The following is a 22,433-nucleotide window of genomic DNA, read 5'->3' on the forward strand; positions in this document are numbered from 1 at the left end:
TAAGGAATATAGCCGTGTCTAAAGAAAAGTTTCAACGTACAAAACCGCACGTTAACGTCGGCACCATCGGCCACGTTGACCATGGTAAAACGACCCTGACCGCCGCCATCACCACCGTATTGGCTAAAGCCTACGGCGGCAGCGCCCGCGCCTTCGATCAGATCGACAACGCGCCGGAAGAAAAGGCCCGTGGTATCACCATCAACACCTCTCACGTTGAATACGATACCCCGTCCCGCCACTACGCGCACGTTGACTGCCCCGGGCATGCCGACTACGTGAAAAACATGATCACCGGTGCAGCCCAGATGGACGGCGCGATCCTGGTGGTAGCGGCAACCGACGGCCCGATGCCGCAGACCCGCGAGCACATCCTGCTGGCTCGCCAGGTAGGCGTGCCTTACATCATCGTCTTCATGAACAAATGCGACATGGTGGATGACGAAGAGCTGCTGGAACTGGTTGAAATGGAAGTACGCGAACTGCTGTCGCAGTACGATTTCCCGGGCGACGACACGCCGGTAATCCGCGGTTCCGCCCTGAAAGCGCTGGAAGGCGACGAAGCCTGGACCTCCAAGATCCTGGAACTGGCCGAAGCGCTGGACACCTACATCCCGGAACCGGTTCGCGCCATTGACAAGCCGTTCCTGCTGCCGATCGAAGACGTATTCTCCATCTCCGGCCGCGGCACCGTGGTAACCGGTCGTGTGGAACGCGGCGTGGTGAAAGTAGGTGAAGAAGTTGAAATCGTCGGCATCAAACCGACCGTGAAAACCACCTGCACCGGCGTTGAAATGTTCCGTAAACTGCTGGATGAAGGCCGTGCCGGTGAAAACGTGGGCGTGCTGCTGCGCGGTACCAAACGTGATGAAGTTGAACGCGGCCAGGTACTGGCTAAACCGGGTACCATCCATCCGCATACCCAGTTCGAATCAGAAGTCTATATTCTGAGCAAAGATGAAGGCGGCCGCCATACGCCGTTCTTCAAAGGCTACCGTCCTCAGTTCTACTTCCGTACCACTGACGTGACCGGAACCATCGAACTGCCGGAAGGCGTGGAAATGGTGATGCCTGGCGACAACATCAAGATGGTTGTAAACCTGATTGCCCCTATCGCCATGGACGACGGCTTGCGTTTCGCTATTCGCGAAGGCGGCCGTACCGTTGGCGCCGGCGTGGTAGCCAAGGTTATCGCTTAAGACTTCCATCTTCCTGGAGTCTGGCAAAGAAAGGGCGCTTCGGCGCCCTTTTTATTTCTTTTCATTTGATATTAACCCTATGGAATACCTCAAATTTACAAAACAATTATAATTCACCTATTGAAATGACAAGCGTTCTCATTTAAATTATTCGCAAGTTGGTTTAGAGAAGACGCAAATGTACGTTTGTTTATGTAATGCGGTAAGTGACGAAGCCATCCGTGATGCTGTCAGACAGTACCAACCCGTGTCGCTTCAAGAGCTTAAACAGATTGTTCCGGTAGGCACCAAATGCGGTAAGTGCACCTGCAAGGCGCGGGTCATCATGGAAGATGAACTACAGATCATTATGAGTTATGAAAAAATTGCTTAATTAGTAGGGTTATTACCTTGATTTACTCTGCTCCGGTTATATTCTGTACTTAACCGTAACGGAGGAGTGCACTATGAAAGGCGATGCCCAAGTAATAACCCATCTCAATAAACTGCTCGGCAACGAGCTGGTTGCCATCAATCAGTATTTCCTGCATGCACGGATGTTCAAAAATTGGGGTCTGATGCGGCTAAACGACGTCGAATATCACGAATCCATTGATGAAATGAAGCATGCCGATCGTTATATCGAACGCATACTTTTCCTGGAAGGGCTGCCGAATCTGCAGGACCTAGGCCCGCTTAACATCGGCCAGGATGTGGAAGAAATGCTGCGCTCGGATCTTAACCTTGAACTGCAAGGGGCCCAGGATCTCCGTGAAGGCATCAATTATGCCGATAGCGTTCGGGATTATGTGAGCCGCGATATGCTCATCGAAATTCTCACGGATGAAGAAGAACATATTGATTTTCTTGAAACCGAGCTGGAACTGATCGGCCGCATCGGCGCGCAAAATTACCTCCAATCCCAGTTGAAAGATGCTGCGCAATAACGAGCGAGCCTGGATGATACTTCGCCGGTACTTTTACCGGCACGGTTCTAAACTGTCGTATAAATACGAAGATTCATAATAAACCCGTCCGCAAGCCGCATCAGTTCGTAGCAGGATTTTCTACGGACTGATGTATATCACCCAGCCGGCCAACGCCAGGCATGGGCCGAAGGGGATTTTCCCCTGTGTGCTTCCGCTTACGGCACAGACGGCCAGTCCGCTTAACGCCGCGTAGCAGCATAATCCCGGCAACGCCTGCCACCCCAGCCAGGCACCAAGGGCAGCCAGCAGCTTAATATCGCCGCCCCCTAGACCCTCATAACCCTTTACCCGCCGAAACAGGCGTTTAACACCCCAGAGCGCCATAGCGCCGCATATCGCCCCAAGCAGCCCGTTCTTGAACGCATCTGCCCCATCCCATGCAGTGACGTGGCTTGCGAGCCCGCAGGCCAGAAGCGGGCCGTTCAGCCGGTCCGGCAACAGCAGGGTAAGGGCGTCGACCCAGCTGAGTGTCAGCAAAAACCAGCCAAAGAGCAGCCCGACGGGAAGATTCATCCCGGGCCCGCCGATAATTAGCATGGCGGTGAACACCAGGGCACAACTGCTTTCACAGCCGTATGAGCCGGCGTATGAATCACGTGGGCGGTTCCGCCCCAAATCCGGCCGCCGGTATGCCGGCGAGCCGTAACCGACGCCCCGCGCGCCGGCGGAAAATGCCCATGCCGGCATCGATTGCAGGATACGCCCGGTCAGATGCCCCATTATCACGCCATACAGCGCGACAGGGGCGATAAACAGCCACTGCGCCACTATTTTTACCCTCCCTGGTTGCGGTTTTCATGGTTATGCGCTTTTATCGGGCGCATAATTCTCACGCAGTGAAGCATGCAATATCCTTCCCGCTATGCCAAATGGTCTTGACAGTAATGGAATTCACTTCGCATGGCCATATCCCGCTTGCTTCCTGAGCGTATTTGCGTATAATGCGCGGGCTTATCTCGCATAAGTAAGGAATAAGCCGGCTCAATGTTACGTTGAGTTCGCGCTGGCACCACAGACGCATCCGCCAAAAGAAAGGGGGGTGTGGAAATGGCAAGTCAGCACACAACATCCCCGATATGGGGATAATACTGAACGATTACACTCCCCCATCAATCGAAATGGGTGCGAGGAGTAATTTTCTGCGTTTATAAATAATTGGAGCTCTGGTCTCATGCAGAACCAAAGAATCCGTATCCGTTTGAAAGCGTTTGATCATCGTTTGATCGATCAATCAACCGCGGAAATCGTCGAGACTGCCAAACGTACCGGTGCTCAGGTACGGGGTCCGATCCCGCTGCCGACCCGCAAAGAGCGCTTTACCGTTCTGATTTCTCCGCACGTCAATAAAGATGCGCGCGATCAATACGAAATCCGCACTCACAAGCGTCTGGTTGACATCGTTGAGCCAACCGAAAAAACCGTTGATGCGCTGATGCGTCTGGACCTGGCTGCTGGTGTTGATGTGCAGATCAGCCTGGGTTAATCAGGTCACCAAACGATTGAGAGGTTGAAACAATGAAGGGTTTAGTCGGTCGTAAAGTGGGCATGACTCGCATCTTCACCGAAGATGGCGTTTCTATCCCGGTAACCGTTATCGAAATCGAAGCAAACCGCGTTACCCAGGTCAAAGATCTGGACAACGACGGATATCGCGCTATTCAGGTCACGACAGGCACTAAAAAAGCCAACCGTGTCACCAAGCCTGAAGCCGGCCACTTTGCCAAGGCTGGTGTAGAAGCCGGCCGCGGCCTGTGGGAATTCCGCGTCGAAGACGTTGAAGATATTGCCGCCGGTCAAAGCATCAGCGTTGAACTGTTTGCCGATGTTAAAAAAGTAGACGTTACCGGTACCTCCAAAGGTAAAGGATTCGCAGGCGTGACCAAGCGCTGGAACTTCCGTACCCAGGATGCTACCCATGGTAACTCCTTGTCCCACCGCGGCCATGGTTCAATCGGTATGAACCAGACGCCGGGTAAAGTATTCAAGGGCAAGAAAATGGCAGGTCAGATGGGCAATGAGCGCGTCACCGTTCTCAGCCTGGACGTAGTGCGTGTTGACGTTGAGCGCAACCTGCTGCTGGTCAAAGGTGCCGTCCCGGGAGCTACCGGCGGTGACCTGATCGTTAAACCGGCTGTCAAGGCGTAACGTCGAGGAGATAGGAATGGAATTGGTATTGAAAGACGCGCAAAGCGCGCTGACTGTTTCCGAAACTACCTTCGGGCGTGACTTCAATGAAGCGCTGGTACACCAGGTTGTTGTTGCTTACGCAGCAGGTGCCCGTCAAGGTACTCGCGCTCAGAAGACCCGTGCCGAAGTAACTGGTTCCGGTAAAAAACCCTGGCGTCAGAAAGGTACCGGCCGCGCACGTTCAGGTGATATCGCAAGCCCGATCTGGCGTTCCGGTGGCGTGACTTTTGCAGCCAAGCCGCAGGATCACAGTCAAAAGGTTAACAAGAAAATGTACCGTGGGGCGCTGAAAAGCATCCTGTCGGAACTGGTGCGTCAAGAACGTCTGATTGTTGTTGAATCATTTTCTGTCGAAGCGCCTAAAACCAGGCTGCTGGTTCAGAAACTGAAAGACATGTCGCTCACGGATGTGCTGATCATTACCGGCGAACTCGATGAAAATCTGTTCCTGGCCGCGCGCAACCTCTACAAAGTAGACGTTCGCGATGTCGCAGGTATCGATCCGGTTAGCTTGATCGCCTTCGACAAAGTCGTTATGACGGCTGACGCTGTGAAGCAAGTTGAGGAGATGCTGGCATGATTCGTGAAGAACGTTTGCTGAAAGTATTGCGCGCGCCGCACGTTTCTGAAAAAGCGTCTGCAGCGATGGAAAAGCACAACACCATCGTTCTCAAGGTAGCTATTGAAGCGACCAAAGCAGAAATAAAAGCCGCCGTGCACAAACTGTTTGAAGTCGAAGTCACTGATGTTCGCACCCTGGTCGTTAAAGGGAAAACGAAGCGTCATGGACAGCGTATCGGTCGTCGTAGTGACTGGAAAAAAGCTTACGTCACCCTGAAAGAAGGCCAGAACATGGACTTCATCGGCGGCGCAGAGTAAGTCGGAGGAGAAGAACAATGGCAATTGTTAAATGTAAACCGACATCTCCGGGTCGTCGCCACGTAGTTAAAGTGGTCAACCCTGAGCTGCACAAGGGCAAGCCTTACGGCCCGTTGGTGGAAAAACTCACTAAATCCGGTGGACGTAACAACAATGGCCGTATCACTACGCGCCATATCGGTGGTGGTCATAAACAACAGTACCGTATTGTCGACTTTAAACGTGATAAAGACGGTATCCCGGCAATCGTAGAGCGCCTGGAATATGATCCGAACCGTTCCGCCAACATCGCCTTGGTTTTATACAAAGACGGTGAACGTCGTTACGTGCTGGCGCCGAAAGGCCTGAAAGCCGGCGATCAAATACAATCTGGCGTCGATGCGGCCATCAAAGCCGGCAACACGCTGCCGATGCGCAATATTCCGGTGGGTTCCACTGTCCATAATGTGGAAATGAAACCGGGTAAAGGCGGTCAATTGGCACGTTCAGCCGGCGCCTATGTTCAGATCGTTGCTCGTGACGGCGCTTATGTCACGCTGCGTCTTCGCTCCGGCGAAATGCGCAAGGTACAGTCTGAATGCCGGGCGACCATGGGTGAAGTAGGTAATGCCGAACACATGTTGCGAGTACTGGGTAAAGCCGGTGCAACACGTTGGCGCGGTATTCGTCCGACCGTTCGCGGTACGGCGATGAACCCGGTGGATCACCCGCATGGTGGTGGTGAAGGTCGTAACTTTGGTAAGCATCCGGTCAGTCCGTGGGGCCTGCAGACCAAAGGTAAGAAGACCCGCAGTAATAAGCGTACTGATAAGTTCATCGTACGTCGCCGTAGTAAATAATTATTAGAGGATAAGCCATGCCACGTTCTCTCAAGAAAGGTCCATTCATAGACCTGCACTTGCTGAAGAAGGTAGAGAAAGCGGTGGAAAGCGGTGACAAGAAGCCTATACGCACTTGGTCCCGTCGTTCAACGATCTTTCCAACAATGATCGGTTTGACCATCGCTGTCCATAATGGTCGTCAGCACGTACCGGTGTTTGTTTCCGATGAAATGGTCGGTCATAAACTGGGTGAATTCGCGCCGACGCGTACTTATCGCGGTCATGCGGCCGATAGAAAGGCTAAAAAACGCTAAGGTAGGAGGAAGAGATGGAAACTATCGCTCAACATCGCCACGCTCGTTCTTCTGCTCAGAAGGTTCGCCTGGTGGCTGACCTGATCCGCGGTAAGAAAGTGTCGCAAGCTCTGGAAGTTTTGACCTACACCAACAAGAAAGCTGCTGGCCTGGTTAAAAAAGTACTGGAGTCTGCCATTGCTAACGCTGAACACAACGATGGCGCAGATATCGATGATCTGAAAGTCGCGAAGATTTTCGTCGACGCCGGCCCCAGCATGAAGCGTATCATGCCTCGTGCAAAAGGTCGGGCGGATCGCATCCTGAAGCGCACCAGCCACATCACTGTGGTTGTGTCCGATCGCTGAGACTCTGGAGACTAGCAATGGGTCAGAAAGTACATCCTAATGGTATTCGCCTGGGTATTGTCAAACCTTGGAACTCTACCTGGTACGCGAATACCAAAGAATTCGCTGATAACCTGGACAGCGATTTTAAAGTTCGCCAATTCCTGACCAAGGAACTGGAGAAGGCTTCCGTTTCTCGCATCGTTATCGAGCGTCCGGCCAAAAGCATCCGTGTGACTATTCACACCGCTCGTCCGGGCATCGTTATCGGCCAGAAAGGTGAAGACGTAGAAAAACTGCGGAAGGTCGTGGCTGATATAGCCGGCGTACCGGCGCAGATTATTATTGCCGAAATCCGTAAACCGGAACTGGACGCCAAATTGGTGGCTGACAGCATCTCTTCACAGCTGAAACGTCGTGTCATGTTCCGTCGGGCTATGAAGCGTGCCGTACAGAACGCCATGCGTCTGGGCGCCAAAGGGATCAAGGTGGAAGTCAGCGGCCGTCTCGGCGGTGCTGAAATCGCACGTACCGAATGGTACCGTGAAGGTCGTGTTCCGTTGCATACGCTGCGTGCGGATATCGACTACAACACCTCCGAAGCGCGCACCACTTATGGTGTCATCGGCGTAAAAGTGTGGATCTTCAAAGGTGAGATTCTGGGTGGTATGGCTGCCGTTGAACAACCGGAAATTCCGGCTGCTCGACCTAAAAAGCAGCAGCGTAAAGGCCGCAAGTAAGGAGAGTCGCTGATGTTACAACCAAAGCGTACAAAATTCCGTAAGATGCACAAAGGCCGTAACCGTGGTCTGGCTGCGGGCACGGATATTAGCTTCGGTACTTTCGGTCTGAAAGCTGTTGGCCGTGGTCGTCTGACTGCTCGTCAAATCGAAGCTGCGCGTCGTGCAATGACGCGTGCAGTTAAGCGTCAAGGTAAGATCTGGATCCGTATTTTCCCGGACAAACCGATCACCGAAAAGCCGCTTGAAGTGCGTATGGGTAAAGGTAAAGGTAACGTAGAGTATTGGGTTGCCTTGATTCAACCGGGTAAAGTCCTGTATGAAATGGACGGTGTTCCGGAAGAAGTTGCCCGCGAAGCATTTCAGCTGGCAGCAGCGAAACTGCCGATTAAAACCACCTTTGTAACTAAGACGGTGATGTAATGAAAGCAAAAGAGCTGCGTGAAAAAAGCGTTGAAGAGTTGAACGCCGAGCTGCTGAATCTGCTGCGTGAGCAGTTTAACCTGCGCATGCAGGCGGCAAGCGGGCAACTGCAACAGTCTCATCTGTTGTTGCAAGTGCGTCGCAATGTTGCGCGCGTGAAAACCTTATTGACTGAGAAGGCGGGTGCGTAATGAGTGACAAGATCCGTACTCTGCAAGGTCGTGTGGTCAGCGACAAAATGGAGAAATCCATCGTTGTTGCCATCGAACGTTTTGTGAAACACCCGATTTACGGCAAATTCATCAAGCGCACGACCAAGCTGCACGTACACGACGAGACCAATGTGAGCGCAATCGGCGACATCGTTGAAATCAGCGAATGCCGTCCGATTTCCAAGACCAAGTCTTGGACACTTGTTCGCGTTGTAGAGAAAGCGATTCTGTAATACAGTAAGCGCCCTCAAAAAGGTAAACGGCTCGGACTAGGGGCCGTTTATTTTTTCTACCCATATCCTAGGTGCGGTGTTATAATGCTGCGCCCTGTATTATGGGGTTTTTTTAACGACCTGTAATAGGTCCTTAAGTTGTAGTTGACATTAGCGGAGCACTAACATGATCCAAGAACAGACTATGCTGAACGTGGCCGACAACTCCGGCGCGCGTCGCGTAATGTGTATCAAGGTTCTAGGTGGCTCGCACCGTCGCTACGCAGGCGTCGGCGACATCATCAAAATTACCATCAAGGAAGCAATTCCGCGTGGCAAAGTAAAAAAAGGTGATGTCCTGAAGGCGGTAGTGGTGCGCACCAAGAAGGGTGTCCGTCGCCCTGACGGTTCTGTCGTTCGCTTCGATGGTAATGCTTGTGTTTTGTTGAATAACAATAGTGAGCAACCTATCGGTACGCGTATTTTTGGGCCGGTGACTCGTGAACTGCGTACCGAAAAGTTCATGAAAATTATTTCTCTGGCACCTGAAGTACTTTAAGGAGCGAATCATGGCAGCGAAAATCCGTCGTGATGACGAAGTTATCGTGCTGACCGGCAAAGATAAAGGTAAGCGCGGTAAAGTAAAGAATGTTCTGTCTACGGGCAAGGCCATTGTTGAAGGTATAAACCTGGTTAAGAAACATCAAAAACCAGTTCCGGCTACGAACCAGCCGGGCGGCATCGTTGAACAGGAAGCGGCAATTCAGCTTTCCAACATTGCCATCTTCAACGGGGCTGCCAACAAGGCGGACCGTGTAGGCTTTAAGATTGAAGACGGCAAAAAAGTCCGTATTTTCAAATCTAACGGCGAAACTATTAAGTAACTTGGAGTAGTACGATGGCGAAACTGCATGATTACTACAAAGACGAAGTGGTCGAGAAGTTAATGAAAGAATTCGACTATCATTCTGTCATGCAAGTCCCTCGGGTCGAGAAGATCACCCTGAACATGGGTGTGGGTGAAGCGATTGCTGATAAAAAATTGCTGGATAATGCTGCCAACGATTTAGCAGCGATTTCAGGTCAAAAACCGCTTATCACCAAGGCGCGCAGATCCGTTGCGGGCTTCAAAATCCGTCAGGGCTATCCGATCGGCTGTAAAGTAACCCTGCGTGGTGAACGCATGTGGGAGTTCTTTGAGCGACTGATAACCATTGCTGTGCCGCGTATCCGTGACTTCCGTGGCCTGTCCACCAAGTCATTCGATGGCCGTGGCAACTACAGCATGGGCGTGCGTGAGCAGATCATCTTCCCGGAAATCGATTATGACAAAGTCGATCGCGTTCGTGGTTTGGATATTACCATCACCACTACTGCGAAATCCGATGATGAAGGTCGTGCACTATTGGACGCCTTTAACTTCCCATTCCGCAAGTAAGGCAGGGTTCTAATGGCTAAGCAATCCATGAAAGCACGCGAAGTCAAGCGCGTGAAATTAGCTGAAAAATACTTCGCAAAACGCGCTGAACTTAAAACCATCATCTCGAGCGTGACTTCTTCTGATGAAGAGCGTTGGGATGCGGTTCTCAAGCTGCAGACTCTGCCGCGTGATTCCAGCCCGTCTCGTCAGCGTAACCGCTGCCGCCAAACTGGTCGTCCGCACGCTTTCCTGCGGAAATTCGGGTTGAGCCGTATCAAGGTCCGTGAAACTGCCATGCGTGGCGAGATCCCGGGTCTGAGAAAGGCTAGCTGGTAATTGTCACCAATTGAATCACGGGAGTAAAGACAGATGAGCATGCAAGATCCGATCGCGGATATGCTGACCCGTATCCGCAACGGTCAAACCGCTAACAAAACAGCGGTCTCCATGCCTTCCTCCAAGCTTAAAGTGGCAATCGCCCATTTGCTGAAAGAAGAAGGCTTTATTGAAGATTATAAAATTGAAGGCGACACCAAGCCTACATTGGAACTTGAACTCAAGTACTTCCAAGGTAAGCCGGTGGTAGAAACCATTCAGCGTATCAGCCGCCCTGGTCTGCGTATCTATAAGAAAAAAGATGCGCTGCCGAAAGTTATGGCCGGTTTGGGTATCGCGGTTGTTTCCACCTCTAAAGGTGTCATGACTGATCGTGCGGCTCGCCAGGCTGGTCTTGGTGGCGAGATTATCTGCTACGTAGCTTAATCGGGAGGAAAACATGTCTCGTGTTGCAAAAGCACATGTCGTAGTTCCTGCCGGCGTAGAGATAAAACTCGACGGTCAGAACATTACGATCAAAGGTAAAAACGGCGAGCTGAGCCGTACTATCCACGACGCAGTTCATGTCAACTATGCGGACAATAACCTGACGTTTCTGCCCCGTGAAGGCGAAGCGAACGGTTGGGCCCTGGCGGGTACGACCCGTGCACTGTTGCATGCAATGATTGTCGGTGTTACTGAAGGCTTCACCAAGAAGCTGCAGCTGGTAGGCGTAGGTTATCGCGCCGCGGTAAAAGGCAATGTGGTGAATTTGGCCCTTGGCTATTCACACCCCATTGACCATGTTTTACCGGCAGGCATCACCGCTGAATGTCCAAGCCAGACTGAAATCGTGCTGAAAGGCGCTGATAAGCAGGCTGTTGGGCAGATCGCGGCTGATTTGCGGGCCTATCGTCGTCCTGAGCCCTACAAAGGCAAGGGTGTCCGTTACGCCGACGAAGTCGTGCGTACCAAAGAGGCTAAGAAAAAGTAAGGTAACACTATGGATAAGAAAGCAGCTCGTATCCGTCGTGCGACCCGCGCACGCCGCAAGCTCCACGAACTGGGCGCAACTCGCCTGGTTATACATCGTACCCCGCGCCATATTTATGCGCAGGTCATTGCCCCGAATGGTGCTGAAGTATTGGTGGCCGCTTCTACTTTAGAAAAAGCCATCGCGGAGCAATTAAAGGGTACCGGTAACAAAGACGCCGCCAGCGCCGTGGGTAAAACCATCGCCGAACGCGCTTTGGAAAAAGGCATCAAGGTTGTGGCCTTTGATCGTTCCGGATTCCAATATCATGGTCGTGTCCAGGCACTGGCAGATGCTGCCCGTGAAGCTGGCCTTCAGTTCTAAGGTAGGGGTGTAAGATGTCACAACACACTGAGAAGCAAGCTGGCGAACTGCAGGAAAAGCTGATCGCGGTAAATCGCGTATCCAAAACCGTAAAAGGTGGCCGTATTTTCAGTTTTACCGCTCTGACAGTTGTCGGTGACGGTAACGGTCGCGTAGGTTTTGGTTACGGCAAGGCACGCGAAGTTCCGGCAGCAATCCAGAAAGCGATGGAAAAAGCCCGTCGCAATATGTTGAATGTCGCGCTGAACAGCGGCACCCTGCAGCATCCTGTCAAAGGTGCTCACACGGGGTCGCGTGTGTTCATGCAGCCGGCTTCCCAAGGTACCGGTATTATCGCCGGTGGTGCTATGCGCGCCGTCCTTGAAGTCGCAGGAGTTCACAACGTGTTAGCAAAAACATATGGTTCCACCAACCCGATTAACGTGGTTCGTGCAACTATCGATGCGCTCGCTAACATGAAGTCTCCCGAAATGGTCGCTGCCAAGCGTGGTAAATCCGTTGAAGAAATTCTGGGGTAATTGACCATGGCACAGACTATTAAAATAACACAGACTCGCAGTTCCATCGGTCGTCTGCCGAAACACAGGGCAACTCTGGTTGGCTTGGGCCTGCGTCGCATTGGTCACACCGTTGAGCGCGAGGATACTCCTGCGATTCGCGGTATGGTCAATTTGGTTTCCTACATGGTCAAAGTTGAGGAGTAAGAGATGCGCTTAAATACTCTGTCTCCGGCTGAGGGTTCCAAACACGCGCCAAGGCGTGTTGGCCGTGGCATCGGTTCCGGTCTGGGTAAAACCGGCGGACGCGGTGTCAAAGGTCAGAAATCTCGTTCTGGCGGTGGCGTGCGTCGCGGTTTCGAAGGCGGCCAGATGCCATTGTACCGTCGTCTGCCGAAATTCGGCTTCACTTCGCGCAAAGCAGCAATTACGGCGGAAATTCGCCTGTCCGAGCTGGCGAAGGTAGACGGTGAGGTTATCGATCTGAATACGCTTAAAGCCGCTAACGTTGTTGGCACCCAGATTGAGTTCGCGAAAGTCATGCTTTCCGGCGAAATCAATCGCGCAGTAACCCTGCGCGGTCTGCGTGTCACCAAAGGCGCTCGTGCTGCAATCGAAGCCGCCGGCGGTAAAATTGAGGAATAAGTAGCAGATGGCCAAACAACCAGGATTAGACTTTCAAAGTGCTAAAGGCGGATTAGGCGAATTGCGACGCAGGCTTTTGTTTGTGGTCGGCGCTCTGATTGTCTTCCGTATCGGCTCTTTTATTCCGATTCCTGGTATCGATGCCGCTGTGCTTGCGAAATTGCTCGAACAGCAAAGAGGCACCATCATTGAAATGTTCAACATGTTCTCTGGTGGCGCGCTCAGCCGTGCTTCTATCTTCGCGTTGGGGATCATGCCGTATATTTCGGCATCGATCATCATACAGCTGCTGACTGTGGTTCACCCGGCGCTGGCGGAGATAAAAAAAGAAGGTGAGGCTGGCCGTCGCAAGATAAGCCAGTACACCCGCTATGGCACGTTGGTATTGGGGATATTCCAGTCGATCGGTATTGCTACCGGTTTACCGAATATGCCCGGGATGCAAGGCCTGGTTTATAATCCGGGCTTCGCGTTTTACTTTACCGCTGTCGTGAGCCTGGTCACCGGGACAATGTTCCTGATGTGGTTGGGCGAGCAGATAACTGAACGGGGTATCGGTAACGGTATCTCCATCATTATCTTTGCCGGTATCGTTGCGGGTCTCCCGCCGGCCATCGGCCATACCATTGAGCAAGCTCGACAAGGCGACATGCACTTCCTCGTGTTGCTATTGATTGTGGTTCTCGTATTTGCAGTGACGTTTTTTGTTGTATTTGTCGAGCGTGGCCAGCGGCGTATTGTCGTTAACTATGCCAAACGTCAGCAAGGGCGTCGTGTTTATGCGGCACAAAGTACACATTTGCCGTTGAAGGTGAATATGGCCGGTGTAATCCCGGCGATTTTCGCTTCCAGCATCATTCTGTTTCCGGCCACGATTGCATCTTGGTTCGGCGGCGGTACCGGTTGGGGTTGGCTGACAGCTATTTCATTGTATTTGCAGCCTGGTCAACCGCTTTATGTGTTACTCTATGCGTCTGCAATCATATTCTTCTGTTTCTTTTACACGGCATTGGTGTTTAACCCGCGCGAGACAGCAGATAACCTGAAGAAGTCCGGTGCATTTGTACCAGGCATTCGTCCGGGAGAGCAAACGGCTAAATATATAGATAAAGTAATGACCCGTCTGACCCTGGTCGGGGCAATGTATATTACTTTTATCTGCCTTATCCCGGAGTTCATGCGTGACGCAATGAAAGTTCCCTTCTACTTTGGGGGCACATCTTTATTGATTGTCGTTGTGGTAATCATGGACTTTATGGCTCAAGTGCAGACTCTGATGATGTCAAGTCAATATGAGTCGGCATTGAAGAAAGCAAACCTTAAAGGCTATAACCGCTGATTCGGTGAGCTTGCGAAGTTACGGAGAGGAAAAATGAAAGTTCGTGCTTCCGTCAAGAAGTTGTGTCGTAACTGCAAGATTGTAAGACGCCACGGTGTCGTACGTGTGATTTGCAGTGAGCCAAAGCATAAACAGCGCCAAGGCTAAAAATTCCGGCATTTTTTTCTTGCAAAGTTGGGTTGAGCTGGCTAGATTAGCCAGCCAATCTTTTGTATATCAACGCAACATCGTTTGAGTATCCTGAAAACGGGCTTTTCAGAATGGTGTTGCCGTTTACATTTTTAGGAGTGCATAGTGGCCCGTATAGCAGGCATTAACATTCCTGATCATAAACATGCCGTGATTGCATTGACCGCTATCTACGGTATCGGTAAAACCCGTTCGCAATCTATTTGTGAGAGTGCGGGCATAGCTGAACATGTTAAGATCAGTGAGCTGTCTGAAGAGCAGATCGACACGCTGCGTGAAGCAGTGGCTAAATTTGTGGTCGAAGGTGATTTGCGCCGTGAAGTTACCCTGAGTATCAAACGTCTTATGGACCTTGGTACTTATCGTGGTTTGCGTCATCGTCGTGGTCTTCCAGTCCGCGGTCAGCGTACTAAGACCAACGCCCGTACCCGTAAGGGTCCGCGTAAACCGATCAAGAAATAATCGGGGTGATTAAATAATGGCTAAGGCACCTATTCGTGCACGCAAGCGTGTTAAAAAGCAAGTTTCAGATGGTGTGGCTCATATCCATGCGTCTTTCAACAATACCATCGTAACAATTACCGATCGTCAGGGTAATGCGTTGGGTTGGGCGACGGCCGGAGGTTCCGGTTTCCGTGGTTCTCGTAAGTCTACTCCGTTTGCCGCACAGGTTGCAGCAGAACGCTGCGCTGAAGCAGTGAAAGAGTATGGCATCAAGAATCTGGAAGTTATGGTTAAAGGACCTGGTCCGGGCCGTGAGTCTACCGTTCGCGCGTTAAACGCGGCTGGTTTTCGCATCACTAACATTACTGATGTGACTCCGATCCCCCATAACGGTTGTCGTCCGCCTAAAAAGCGCCGCGTATAACGCCGCTTTTAGGTTAGTTGGAGAAAGAAAATGGCAAGATATTTGGGTCCTAAGCTCAAGCTGAGCCGTCGTGAGGGCACCGACCTGTTCCTGAAGTCAGGTGTTCGAGCGATCGATACCAAAGGCAAGATTGAACAGCCCCCTGGACAGCATGGCGCGCGTAAGCCGCGTCTGTCCGATTACGGGGTGCAGTTGCGTGAAAAACAAAAAGTCCGTCGTATTTACGGCGTTCTGGAACGTCAATTCCGCAACTATTACAAAGAAGCAGCGCGTCTTAAAGGCAATACCGGTGAAAACCTGTTGCAGTTGCTCGAAGGCCGTCTGGACAACGTTGTTTACCGTATGGGTTTTGGTGCCACTCGCGCTGAATCACGTCAATTGGTCAGCCACAAGGCGATCATGGTAAACGGACGTGTAGTCAACATCGCTTCTTACCAGGTTACTCCGAATGACGTTGTTAGCATCCGTGAGAAAGCGAAAAAGCAATCCCGTGTTCGTGCCTCATTGGAACTGGCTGAACAGCGTGAAAAGCCGACCTGGCTTGAAGTTGACGCTGCTAAGATGGAAGGGGTGTTCAAGCGCATTCCAGAACGTACCGATCTGTCTGCGGACATTAATGAACACCTGATAGTCGAGCTTTACTCCAAGTAAGGCTTAGTACCAAAGAGAGGACACAATGCAGGGTTCTGTGACAGAGTTTCTAAAACCGCGCCTGGTAGATATCGAGCAAATCAGTTCGACGCACGCCAAGGTGACCCTTGAACCTTTAGAGCGTGGCTTTGGCCATACTCTAGGTAACGCACTGCGCCGTATTCTGCTTTCGTCGATGCCGGGTTGCGCGGTGACCGAGGTTGAGATTGATGGTGTACTGCACGAGTACAGCACCAAAGAAGGTGTACAGGAAGACATCCTGGAGATTCTGCTCAACCTGAAAGGGCTGGCGGTGAGAGTTCAAGGTAAAGATGACGTTATCCTTACTCTGAATAAATCTGGCATTGGCCCTGTAACCGCAGCCGACATTACCCATGACGGGGATGTCGAAATCGTCAAGCCGCAGCATGTGCTGTGTCACCTGACCGATGAGAACGCAGCAATCAATATGCGTATCAAAGTTCAGCGTGGTCGTGGTTATGTGCCGGCTTCTGCCCGAATTCATTCGGAAGAAGACGAGCGCCCGATCGGTCGTTTGCTGGTCGATGCGTGCTATAGCCCTGTAGAGCGGATCGCCTACAATGTTGAAGCTGCACGTGTTGAACAGCGTACCGATCTGGATAAGCTGGTCATCGAAATGGAAACCAACGGTACGATCGATCCTGAAGAGGCGATCCGCCGCGCGGCGACCATTCTGGCTGAACAACTTGAAGCTTTTGTTGATTTACGTGATGTACGTCAGCCGGAAGTGAAAGAAGAAAAACCAGAATTCGATCCGATCTTGCTGCGCCCGGTTGACGATCTGGAATTGACTGTCCGCTCTGCTAACTGCCTTAAGGCAGAAGCCATCCACTACATCGGTGATCTGGTACAGCGCACCGAGGTTGAGCTCCTTAAAACGCCCAACCTGGGTAAAAAATCTCTCACTGAGATTAAAGATGTGTTGGCTTCCCGTGGGTTATCTCTGGGCATGCGCCTTGAGAATTGGCCTCCGGCAAGTATTGCTGATGAATAACCCGATCACAGGGTAAGGTTTTACTGAGAAGGATAAGGTCATGCGCCATCGTAAGAGTGGTCGTCAACTGAACCGTAACAGCAGCCATCGCCAGGCTATGTTCCGTAACATGGCCGGCTCTTTGGTTCGTCATGAGATAATCAAGACGACTCTGCCAAAAGCGAAAGAGCTGCGCCGTGTTGTTGAACCGCTGATTACACTTGCCAAGACCGACAGCGTTGCAAATCGTCGTCTGGCATTCGCCCGTACTCGTGATAACGAGATCGTGGCAAAACTGTTTAACGAGCTTGGACCGCGTTTTGCGAGCCGTGCCGGTGGTTACACTCGTATTTTAAAGTGTGGATTCCGTGCAGGTGACAATGCGCCGATGGCTTACATCGAACTGCTTGATCGTGCGGCAGAGTCACAAGTTCCAGCGGAAGCGGTTACAGAGTAATCTATAGCCGTCAGCTTACAAAACCCGGCCTTGGCCGGGTTTTTTATTTAGTGCGCCGGGCGCCTGAAACATCATTGGCCGGGCTTCAGGCCCAGCGTGGGATAGTCGGTCAAACCGTGCGCGCCGCCGCCGAACAGGGTGTCGCGGTCATGCATATTGAGTTGCGCTCCGGTGCGCAGACGCTGCGGTAGGTCGGGATTAGCCACGAACGGACGGCCGAAACCGATCAAATCCGCCCAGCCTTCACGCAACGCCGTGCGGGCGCGCTCCGCATTGTAGTGGCCGGCGTAAATCAGCGTGCCGGGGAACACCTCCCGAAGCCGCTGCTTGAAACCTGTCGGCATATCAGGTGCATCGTCCCAATCTGCCTCGGCGATGTGAATATAGCCCACGCCGATATCGCCCAGCAGCTTTGCCGCTGCGGTGTAGGTGGTCTCTGGGTCATCATCGACGCAGCCGTTGAGGGTGGTCAGCGGGGCCAGGCGAATACCGACGCGGGTCTGGTCGCCAGTGCCCTCCACCAGGGCTTGCGCTACCTCGCCGAGAAAACGCAGACGGTTCTCTAGCGAACCGCCATACTCATCGCTTCGGCCGTTGGCGCCGGAGTCGATGAACTGGTTGATCAGGTAGCCGTTGGCACCGTGCAGTTCAACACCGTCAAAGCCTGCGGCCATCGCGTTGCGTGCGGCCTGGCGGAACTCATCGACAATGGCGTGGATTTCTTCCACCTGGAGCGCACGCGGTTTGGATGCCGGCACAAAGCTCGGCATACCGTCGCTTTCAGCAACAAAGACATTCACGCCCTCGGCCTGGATGGCCGTGGACGATACCGGGGACTGCCCTTCGAGCAGGCTGATGTGGCTCAGGCGGCCGACGTGCCAGAGCTGCGCGAATATGCGTCCGCCCGCGGCGTGCGTGGCTTGGGTCACCTTGCGCCAGCCGGCGAGCTGCGCAGGCGTATGGATGCCCGGCGTCCATGCATAGCCTTTGCCGAGCGGTGAGATCCAGGTGCCTTCGCTGACGATCAGACCGGCTCCGGCACGCTGCGCGTAATAAGCGGCCATCAGATCGTTCGGCACGTCGCCAGGTTGACTGGCGCGCGAGCGGGTCATCGGCGGCATCACGATGCGGTTGGGCAGTTCGAGGCCACCCAGGAAATAGGGTTGGAACAGCGGGTCTTGGATATCAGACATGATGGGTCTCCGCGACCGGCGCAGCCGCGCCGGTGGCTTGGGTAGGAAAAAGGGACAACGGGTACCAGTCGTTGTCGAGTGGGGCCTCGACGCCGATGCTGAATCCACCGGCGGCACGACGGCAAGCAGTGCAAGTGGTATGGTTGTGATTCAGGATATTGAACAAGGGTCACAGTATGCTGGGTTTACATTTGTAGATTAAGCCCTGTATAAGCCAAATTCTTTTGATATAAAATCAATAATGAAAACTACCTTAGACGAATTACAAGCGTTTGTTGCCGTTGTAGATACGGGCTCAATCACCGCAGCGGCGGAACAGCTGGACCTGACCATTTCGGCTACCAGCCGCACGCTCAGTCGTTTGGAGGAAAAGTTACAGACGACCCTGCTGCGGCGCACCACGCGGCGGCTGGAGCTGACTGAGGAGGGAACGGACTTTTTGCAGCACGCGCGCACTATCCTTGCCTCGGTTGATGAAGCCGAAGAGCAAATGGCGGCAAGACGGATGCGGCCTGCCGGACGGCTGCGGGTTGATGCGGCTACTCCTTTCATGCTGCACGTTATCGTGCCGCTGCTGGAGGGGTTCCGTACCCGCTACCCGGACATAGAGCTGGAGCTCCACTCCACCGAGGGCATTATCGATTTGATCGAAAGGCGTACCGACGTGGCGTTCCGCATCGGGCCCCTGAAAGACTCTACTCTACACGCACGCCCCATCGGTAGCAGTCGTGTCCGCGTGCTCGCAAGTCCGGACTATCTGACACGCTATGGTATGCCGACTACGCTGGCCCAGCTCGGGACACACGCTCTTCTGGGATTTAATCATCCCGAATCTCTGAACGATTGGCCACTGCGCGAAGCGAGCGGGGTCACCTTGCACATCAAGCCATCGATTGCATCGTCCAGCGGTGAGACACTCAGGCAAATGGCGCTGTCCGGCCTCGGCATCGCCTGCCTTTCTGACTTCATGACCCGCGAGGACCGCCAGAGTGGGCGGCTGGTGCAATTGTTCTCCACGCAAACCCTTGACGTGCGTCAGCCCATCAACGCGGTGTACTACCGCAACACGACGCTGGCATCGCGCATCACCTGCTTTGTTGACCATGTCACCGGCGTGCTGGGTAAACAGCCATTCGGTGAATGACGGGTGGTCTTTCAATATAAGCAATGCCAGGCAGTTCCAGGGTGTCATTGAACCGTGGCAATGCTGCACCTTATTCCCGTGCCTCTTATCATCGATTGCCCAATGCGTTATTCTTAACCGGCAAGCTATATAGATAAGGAGTGGCTTAGACAATGTGGTTATTCGATGAATGGGCCGAGCAACATATTCAGCAAGCGCAGAAGAACGGCGATTTTGATAATTTGCCTGGATACGGCAGGCCCCTGCAGCTTGATGATGATAGTGCCGTACCGGAGGAGTTGCGCACCGGTTATCGCCTGTTGAAAAATGCCGGCTATTTGCCGCCGGAATTACAAGACCGTAAAGATGCGCTGCAGCTCAAGGATTTATTGCAGGGCATTGAAGATAGCGACGCCAGGCATACCGAGATCGCCGCGCGGTTAAGGCTGCTGGAAATCAAGCTCCGTCAGGCTGGATTGAGCACTGATTTTCTGCATCAGGGATATCAGCCGCAGCTGCAGCGACGTTTCAGTAAAACGGGGAAATAGAGGGATGCCATGATTGGCTTTACCGCCTATCAACGGCAGAGGATTGAATGAGCAACGTAGAAAACGATTTGCTATAATTGCGCCCGCAGTGAAAAGGCACCCAGTGCCAGGCTTAACTTTTCATACCATTAAGACAGCAGGAAGAGAACATCATGACTGACAAGTATCAACACACCAAAGGCATCATCAAGGACAATGCCCTGGCGGCACTCCTCAACGACCCGTTGTTTCGCCAGCGCCGCGAAAAAAATCTCAAGGGCAAAGGCAGTTATTGCCGCAAAGGAAAAAACGCAAAGGCCCGCGATTGGGAGGGCAGTGGCAAAATTATTTCACGTGATTTTACCACTGCCCTTCTGCCTGCATACCATTCCCGCGCGAACTAATGTCCTGTCCGCATTGTCCCGTCGTCTTTGTCGCAACGCCCGGCGGAAAATAGTGACTTAATATCCACGCTTATTCTATCGGTCTGCCGGCCTGGGTTTGCTGCTGCTGTTTTAACAAATCCCGAATTTCGGTCAGTAACGTTTCCTCAGCGCTGGGGGGGGGCGGCGCGGCCGGCGCCTCTTCCTGTTTACGATGCATGCTGTTGATCAGTTTGACCACGCAAAATACGGCCAGCGCGACAATAATGAAGTCAAAAATATTTTGCAGAAAAATGCCGTATTGCATCACTACCGCCGGCGTATCTCCCTGCGCCGGTTTTAACACCCAGGCAAACTGTTTGAAATCGACACCGCCAATCAGCAGTCCCAGAGGCGGCATAATGACGTTTGCCACCAGTGACGAGACGATTCTGCCGAAAGCAGCACCGATAATCACACCTACCGCCAGGTCTACTACGTTGCCGCGCATGGCAAATTTACGAAATTCCTGCAAAAAACTCATAGGCTTGTTCCCTTAGGTTAATAACAAATTAATTCTAACAAAGGATCATTATTTTGCCAGAATGCTTCGAAGGTGAAGGTTATCGGGCCCTCAATATAAGGAATAGTCCGACATTAAGCGTCCTGTCAACGACCGAGCGGGATAATATCCCTAATAAGAATGAGCCCTTTATTTTACAGCAGCATTTTTGTAGGTCTGGGCGGCCATTTTTTCATTGCCCGGCGCTAGAACCGGGCAACTTAAAAATGACCGAAATATTGTTATGTTAAAACACATTAATATTTTTTATAGAAAGAAGGGGCTAGGTTGGAATAAGCGTTCCACATCGGTAATGAATTTTTTGTCGGTCAAAAACATAATCACATGATCCCCTTGCTGAATATGACTGTTTTTATTGGCGATGATCACCTCGTCGCCCCGGACAATAGCGCCAATAACCGTGCCGGGGGGCAATTTGATGGCGTCGATAGCCCGACCCACTACTTTTGACGTGCTCTCATCGCCGTGGGCGATAGCCTCTATGGCCTCGGCCACCCCACGGCGTAACGAGGACACGCTGACAATATCCGCTTTTCGCACATGGCCTAATAGCGCTGAGATCGTGGCCTGCTGCGGCGAGATGGCGATATCGATCACGCTGCCCTGCACCAGATCCACATAGGCGCGGCGTTGAATCAATACCAGCACTTTTTTGGCGCCCATGCGTTTGGCCAGCATGGCGGACATAATGTTGGCTTCGTCATCATTGGTGATGGCGATAAACACATCGATTTGTTCAATATGCTCTTCCGCCAGCAGCTCCTGATCGGATGCATCGCCGTAAAATACGATGGTATCCTGCAACAGTTCCGCCAGCTCAGCCGCCCGCTGCTGATCGCGTTCAATCAGTTTTACGCTGTAATCCTTCTCCAGCCGCTGCGCCAATCCGGCGCCTATATTGCCGCCGCCGACGATCATGATACGTTTATAGGGTTTTTCCAGTCGCTGGAGTTCGCTCATTACCGCCCTGATATGCGGCGATGCGGCCACAAAAAAGACTTCATCCCCCGCCTCGATAACCGTGGATCCCTGGGGACGAATCGGCCGATCCTGCCTAAATATGGCGGCGACGCGGGTGTCGATATGCGGCATATGCTCGCGCAGGGAAGACAGGGCGTTGCCCACCAGCGGACCGCCATAATAGGCCTTCACCGCTGCGATACTGACTTTGCCCTGGGCAAAATTCACTACCTGCAGCGCACCGGGGTATTCCACCAGCTTATAGATGCTTTCAATAACCAGTTGCTCGGGTGATATCAAGTGATCGATAGGCACGACTTCCGTCGAAAAGAGCCTGGCGGATTCCCGGATATAATCCGCCGAACGAATGCGCGCGATACGGTTGGGGGTTTTGAACAGGGTATAGGCAATCTGGCAGGCTACCATATTGGTTTCGTCGGAGTTGGTGACGGCGACCAGCATGTCCGCGTCTTCCGCGCCGGCTTCCCGGAGCACCCTGGGATGCGAAGCATGGCCCTGGATGGTCCGTAAATCGAACTTATCCTGCAGCTGTCGCAGAGGGTTGGGGTTGGTATCGACGATAGTAATATCGTTGTTCTCCCCCGCCAGGTTTTCCGCCAGCGTGCCGCCAACCTGTCCCGCACCAAGGATGATTATTTTCATTATCGACTC

The 22,433-nt window shown here is 52.6% G+C and carries 38 protein-coding genes; 34 read left to right on the plus strand and 4 right to left on the minus strand.

What is annotated here, in order from left to right; translation table 11 throughout:
* Nucleotides 1-14: 14 nt before the first annotated feature.
* From tuf to bfr, 3 genes are all read left to right on the plus strand, one after another.
* Nucleotides 15-1,199: an elongation factor Tu gene (tuf, locus tag ACL2XO_RS03835; protein ID WP_132923667.1), complete on the plus strand. Its 1,185-nt coding sequence runs from the start codon at nucleotides 15-17 to the stop codon at nucleotides 1,197-1,199.
* A gap of 178 nt (nucleotides 1,200-1,377) precedes the next feature.
* Nucleotides 1,378-1,572: a bacterioferritin-associated ferredoxin gene (bfd, locus tag ACL2XO_RS03840; protein ID WP_132923666.1), complete on the plus strand. Its 195-nt coding sequence runs from the start codon at nucleotides 1,378-1,380 to the stop codon at nucleotides 1,570-1,572.
* Nucleotides 1,573-1,645: 73 nt separating this feature from the next.
* Nucleotides 1,646-2,125, plus strand: coding sequence for a bacterioferritin (gene bfr, locus ACL2XO_RS03845; protein WP_132923665.1), 480 nt, complete (start codon nucleotides 1,646-1,648; stop codon nucleotides 2,123-2,125).
* 120 nt (nucleotides 2,126-2,245) lie between these two features.
* Here bfr and ACL2XO_RS03850 read toward each other — a convergent pair whose 3' ends face one another.
* On the minus strand, nucleotides 2,246-2,935 hold the full coding sequence (locus ACL2XO_RS03850; RefSeq protein WP_413742211.1) for a prepilin peptidase: 690 nt from the start codon (nucleotides 2,933-2,935) through the stop codon (nucleotides 2,246-2,248).
* A gap of 403 nt (nucleotides 2,936-3,338) precedes the next feature.
* Between ACL2XO_RS03850 and rpsJ the strand changes: the two genes are divergently transcribed.
* The 28 genes from rpsJ to rplQ all read left to right on the plus strand — a co-directional run bounded on the left by rpsJ (nucleotide 3,339) and on the right by rplQ (nucleotide 17,013).
* Nucleotides 3,339-3,650, plus strand: coding sequence for a 30S ribosomal protein S10 (gene rpsJ, locus ACL2XO_RS03855; RefSeq protein ID WP_001181005.1), 312 nt, complete (start codon nucleotides 3,339-3,341; stop codon nucleotides 3,648-3,650).
* Nucleotides 3,651-3,682: 32 nt separating this feature from the next.
* A complete protein-coding gene (rplC, locus tag ACL2XO_RS03860) occupies nucleotides 3,683-4,312 on the plus strand; it encodes a 50S ribosomal protein L3 (protein ID WP_132923664.1) in 630 nt (209 codons plus the stop codon).
* A 16-nt stretch (nucleotides 4,313-4,328) separates the two neighbouring features.
* Nucleotides 4,329-4,934 carry a 50S ribosomal protein L4 gene (gene rplD, locus ACL2XO_RS03865; protein ID WP_132923663.1) on the plus strand — a complete coding sequence of 202 codons (606 nt, stop codon included), beginning with the start codon at nucleotides 4,329-4,331 and terminating at the stop codon, nucleotides 4,932-4,934.
* Nucleotides 4,931-5,233, plus strand: a complete 303-nt coding sequence (gene rplW / locus ACL2XO_RS03870) for a 50S ribosomal protein L23 (RefSeq protein WP_132923662.1) — start codon at nucleotides 4,931-4,933, stop codon at nucleotides 5,231-5,233. The genes rplD and rplW overlap by 4 nt, the downstream gene beginning before the upstream one ends.
* Before the next feature lie 17 nt (nucleotides 5,234-5,250).
* A complete protein-coding gene (gene rplB / locus ACL2XO_RS03875) occupies nucleotides 5,251-6,072 on the plus strand; it encodes a 50S ribosomal protein L2 (RefSeq protein WP_132923661.1) in 822 nt (273 codons plus the stop codon).
* A gap of 17 nt (nucleotides 6,073-6,089) precedes the next feature.
* Nucleotides 6,090-6,368, plus strand: coding sequence for a 30S ribosomal protein S19 (gene rpsS / locus ACL2XO_RS03880; RefSeq protein WP_132923660.1), 279 nt, complete (start codon nucleotides 6,090-6,092; stop codon nucleotides 6,366-6,368).
* A 14-nt stretch (nucleotides 6,369-6,382) separates the two neighbouring features.
* Nucleotides 6,383-6,715 carry a 50S ribosomal protein L22 gene (rplV, locus tag ACL2XO_RS03885; protein WP_011412083.1) on the plus strand — a complete coding sequence of 111 codons (333 nt, stop codon included), beginning with the start codon at nucleotides 6,383-6,385 and terminating at the stop codon, nucleotides 6,713-6,715.
* A 17-nt stretch (nucleotides 6,716-6,732) separates the two neighbouring features.
* Entirely contained in the window at nucleotides 6,733-7,434 is a 702-nt protein-coding gene (gene rpsC, locus ACL2XO_RS03890; protein WP_132923659.1) for a 30S ribosomal protein S3, read from the plus strand.
* 12 nt (nucleotides 7,435-7,446) lie between these two features.
* The gene (gene rplP / locus ACL2XO_RS03895) at nucleotides 7,447-7,857 is read left to right on the plus strand and encodes a 50S ribosomal protein L16 (RefSeq protein ID WP_132923658.1); all 411 of its coding nucleotides are present in this window, start codon (nucleotides 7,447-7,449) and stop codon (nucleotides 7,855-7,857) included.
* On the plus strand, nucleotides 7,857-8,048 hold the full coding sequence (gene rpmC, locus ACL2XO_RS03900; protein WP_132923657.1) for a 50S ribosomal protein L29: 192 nt from the start codon (nucleotides 7,857-7,859) through the stop codon (nucleotides 8,046-8,048). The genes rplP and rpmC overlap by 1 nt, the downstream gene beginning before the upstream one ends.
* Nucleotides 8,048-8,302 carry a 30S ribosomal protein S17 gene (gene rpsQ, locus ACL2XO_RS03905; RefSeq protein WP_132923656.1) on the plus strand — a complete coding sequence of 85 codons (255 nt, stop codon included), beginning with the start codon at nucleotides 8,048-8,050 and terminating at the stop codon, nucleotides 8,300-8,302. The genes rpmC and rpsQ overlap by 1 nt, the downstream gene beginning before the upstream one ends.
* A gap of 166 nt (nucleotides 8,303-8,468) precedes the next feature.
* A complete protein-coding gene (gene rplN, locus ACL2XO_RS03910) occupies nucleotides 8,469-8,840 on the plus strand; it encodes a 50S ribosomal protein L14 (protein WP_132923655.1) in 372 nt (123 codons plus the stop codon).
* A gap of 10 nt (nucleotides 8,841-8,850) precedes the next feature.
* Nucleotides 8,851-9,165: a 50S ribosomal protein L24 gene (gene rplX, locus ACL2XO_RS03915; RefSeq protein ID WP_132923654.1), complete on the plus strand. Its 315-nt coding sequence runs from the start codon at nucleotides 8,851-8,853 to the stop codon at nucleotides 9,163-9,165.
* 14 nt (nucleotides 9,166-9,179) lie between these two features.
* Entirely contained in the window at nucleotides 9,180-9,719 is a 540-nt protein-coding gene (rplE, locus tag ACL2XO_RS03920; protein ID WP_132923653.1) for a 50S ribosomal protein L5, read from the plus strand.
* Between the two features lie 12 nt (nucleotides 9,720-9,731).
* Complete coding sequence (gene rpsN / locus ACL2XO_RS03925) at nucleotides 9,732-10,037, plus strand: 30S ribosomal protein S14 (protein ID WP_132923652.1); 306 nt, start codon at nucleotides 9,732-9,734, stop codon at nucleotides 10,035-10,037.
* Nucleotides 10,038-10,070: 33 nt separating this feature from the next.
* Nucleotides 10,071-10,463, plus strand: coding sequence for a 30S ribosomal protein S8 (gene rpsH, locus ACL2XO_RS03930; protein WP_132923651.1), 393 nt, complete (start codon nucleotides 10,071-10,073; stop codon nucleotides 10,461-10,463).
* Between the two features lie 13 nt (nucleotides 10,464-10,476).
* Complete coding sequence (gene rplF, locus ACL2XO_RS03935; protein WP_132923650.1) at nucleotides 10,477-11,010, plus strand: 50S ribosomal protein L6; 534 nt, start codon at nucleotides 10,477-10,479, stop codon at nucleotides 11,008-11,010.
* A 9-nt stretch (nucleotides 11,011-11,019) separates the two neighbouring features.
* Complete coding sequence (gene rplR / locus ACL2XO_RS03940; RefSeq protein WP_132923649.1) at nucleotides 11,020-11,373, plus strand: 50S ribosomal protein L18; 354 nt, start codon at nucleotides 11,020-11,022, stop codon at nucleotides 11,371-11,373.
* 14 nt (nucleotides 11,374-11,387) lie between these two features.
* The gene (gene rpsE, locus ACL2XO_RS03945) at nucleotides 11,388-11,891 is read left to right on the plus strand and encodes a 30S ribosomal protein S5 (RefSeq protein ID WP_132923648.1); all 504 of its coding nucleotides are present in this window, start codon (nucleotides 11,388-11,390) and stop codon (nucleotides 11,889-11,891) included.
* Between the two features lie 6 nt (nucleotides 11,892-11,897).
* Complete coding sequence (gene rpmD / locus ACL2XO_RS03950) at nucleotides 11,898-12,077, plus strand: 50S ribosomal protein L30 (protein WP_132923647.1); 180 nt, start codon at nucleotides 11,898-11,900, stop codon at nucleotides 12,075-12,077.
* A 3-nt stretch (nucleotides 12,078-12,080) separates the two neighbouring features.
* Nucleotides 12,081-12,515, plus strand: a complete 435-nt coding sequence (gene rplO / locus ACL2XO_RS03955) for a 50S ribosomal protein L15 (protein ID WP_132923646.1) — start codon at nucleotides 12,081-12,083, stop codon at nucleotides 12,513-12,515.
* Nucleotides 12,516-12,522: 7 nt separating this feature from the next.
* Nucleotides 12,523-13,854, plus strand: a complete 1,332-nt coding sequence (gene secY, locus ACL2XO_RS03960; protein ID WP_132923645.1) for a preprotein translocase subunit SecY — start codon at nucleotides 12,523-12,525, stop codon at nucleotides 13,852-13,854.
* A 33-nt stretch (nucleotides 13,855-13,887) separates the two neighbouring features.
* A complete protein-coding gene (gene rpmJ, locus ACL2XO_RS03965) occupies nucleotides 13,888-14,001 on the plus strand; it encodes a 50S ribosomal protein L36 (RefSeq protein WP_132923644.1) in 114 nt (37 codons plus the stop codon).
* Between the two features lie 147 nt (nucleotides 14,002-14,148).
* The gene (gene rpsM, locus ACL2XO_RS03970) at nucleotides 14,149-14,505 is read left to right on the plus strand and encodes a 30S ribosomal protein S13 (RefSeq protein ID WP_132923643.1); all 357 of its coding nucleotides are present in this window, start codon (nucleotides 14,149-14,151) and stop codon (nucleotides 14,503-14,505) included.
* Between the two features lie 16 nt (nucleotides 14,506-14,521).
* A complete protein-coding gene (rpsK, locus tag ACL2XO_RS03975) occupies nucleotides 14,522-14,911 on the plus strand; it encodes a 30S ribosomal protein S11 (RefSeq protein ID WP_025420689.1) in 390 nt (129 codons plus the stop codon).
* 30 nt (nucleotides 14,912-14,941) lie between these two features.
* The gene (gene rpsD, locus ACL2XO_RS03980; RefSeq protein ID WP_132923642.1) at nucleotides 14,942-15,562 is read left to right on the plus strand and encodes a 30S ribosomal protein S4; all 621 of its coding nucleotides are present in this window, start codon (nucleotides 14,942-14,944) and stop codon (nucleotides 15,560-15,562) included.
* 25 nt (nucleotides 15,563-15,587) lie between these two features.
* On the plus strand, nucleotides 15,588-16,577 hold the full coding sequence (locus ACL2XO_RS03985; RefSeq protein ID WP_132923641.1) for a DNA-directed RNA polymerase subunit alpha: 990 nt from the start codon (nucleotides 15,588-15,590) through the stop codon (nucleotides 16,575-16,577).
* A 40-nt stretch (nucleotides 16,578-16,617) separates the two neighbouring features.
* Nucleotides 16,618-17,013 (plus strand): 50S ribosomal protein L17, encoded by a 396-nt coding sequence (rplQ, locus tag ACL2XO_RS03990; protein WP_132923640.1) that lies wholly within the window; start codon nucleotides 16,618-16,620, stop codon nucleotides 17,011-17,013.
* 71 nt (nucleotides 17,014-17,084) lie between these two features.
* Here the strand turns inward: rplQ and ACL2XO_RS03995 are convergent, their stop codons facing one another.
* Entirely contained in the window at nucleotides 17,085-18,206 is a 1,122-nt protein-coding gene (locus ACL2XO_RS03995; protein ID WP_413742212.1) for an alkene reductase, read from the minus strand.
* A gap of 241 nt (nucleotides 18,207-18,447) precedes the next feature.
* Here ACL2XO_RS03995 and ACL2XO_RS04000 point away from each other — a divergent pair, with 241 nt between their 5' ends.
* The 3 genes from ACL2XO_RS04000 to ACL2XO_RS04010 all read left to right on the plus strand — a co-directional run bounded on the left by ACL2XO_RS04000 (nucleotide 18,448) and on the right by ACL2XO_RS04010 (nucleotide 20,260).
* Nucleotides 18,448-19,350 (plus strand): LysR substrate-binding domain-containing protein, encoded by a 903-nt coding sequence (locus ACL2XO_RS04000; RefSeq protein ID WP_413742213.1) that lies wholly within the window; start codon nucleotides 18,448-18,450, stop codon nucleotides 19,348-19,350.
* Between the two features lie 152 nt (nucleotides 19,351-19,502).
* Complete coding sequence (locus tag ACL2XO_RS04005) at nucleotides 19,503-19,877, plus strand: DUF1992 domain-containing protein (RefSeq protein ID WP_132923637.1); 375 nt, start codon at nucleotides 19,503-19,505, stop codon at nucleotides 19,875-19,877.
* Between the two features lie 152 nt (nucleotides 19,878-20,029).
* Nucleotides 20,030-20,260: an alternative ribosome-rescue factor A gene (locus ACL2XO_RS04010; RefSeq protein ID WP_132923636.1), complete on the plus strand. Its 231-nt coding sequence runs from the start codon at nucleotides 20,030-20,032 to the stop codon at nucleotides 20,258-20,260.
* A 70-nt stretch (nucleotides 20,261-20,330) separates the two neighbouring features.
* Here the strand turns inward: ACL2XO_RS04010 and mscL are convergent, their stop codons facing one another.
* Nucleotides 20,331-20,762, minus strand: a complete 432-nt coding sequence (gene mscL, locus ACL2XO_RS04015; RefSeq protein WP_132923635.1) for a large-conductance mechanosensitive channel protein MscL — start codon at nucleotides 20,760-20,762, stop codon at nucleotides 20,331-20,333.
* A gap of 285 nt (nucleotides 20,763-21,047) precedes the next feature.
* Complete coding sequence (gene trkA, locus ACL2XO_RS04020; RefSeq protein WP_132923634.1) at nucleotides 21,048-22,424, minus strand: Trk system potassium transporter TrkA; 1,377 nt, start codon at nucleotides 22,422-22,424, stop codon at nucleotides 21,048-21,050.
* Nucleotides 22,425-22,433: the final 9 nt, after the last annotated feature.

This window comes from Sodalis sp. RH15 (genome assembly GCF_047324255.1).
Classification (GTDB): domain Bacteria; phylum Pseudomonadota; class Gammaproteobacteria; order Enterobacterales; family Enterobacteriaceae; genus Acerihabitans; species Acerihabitans ligni.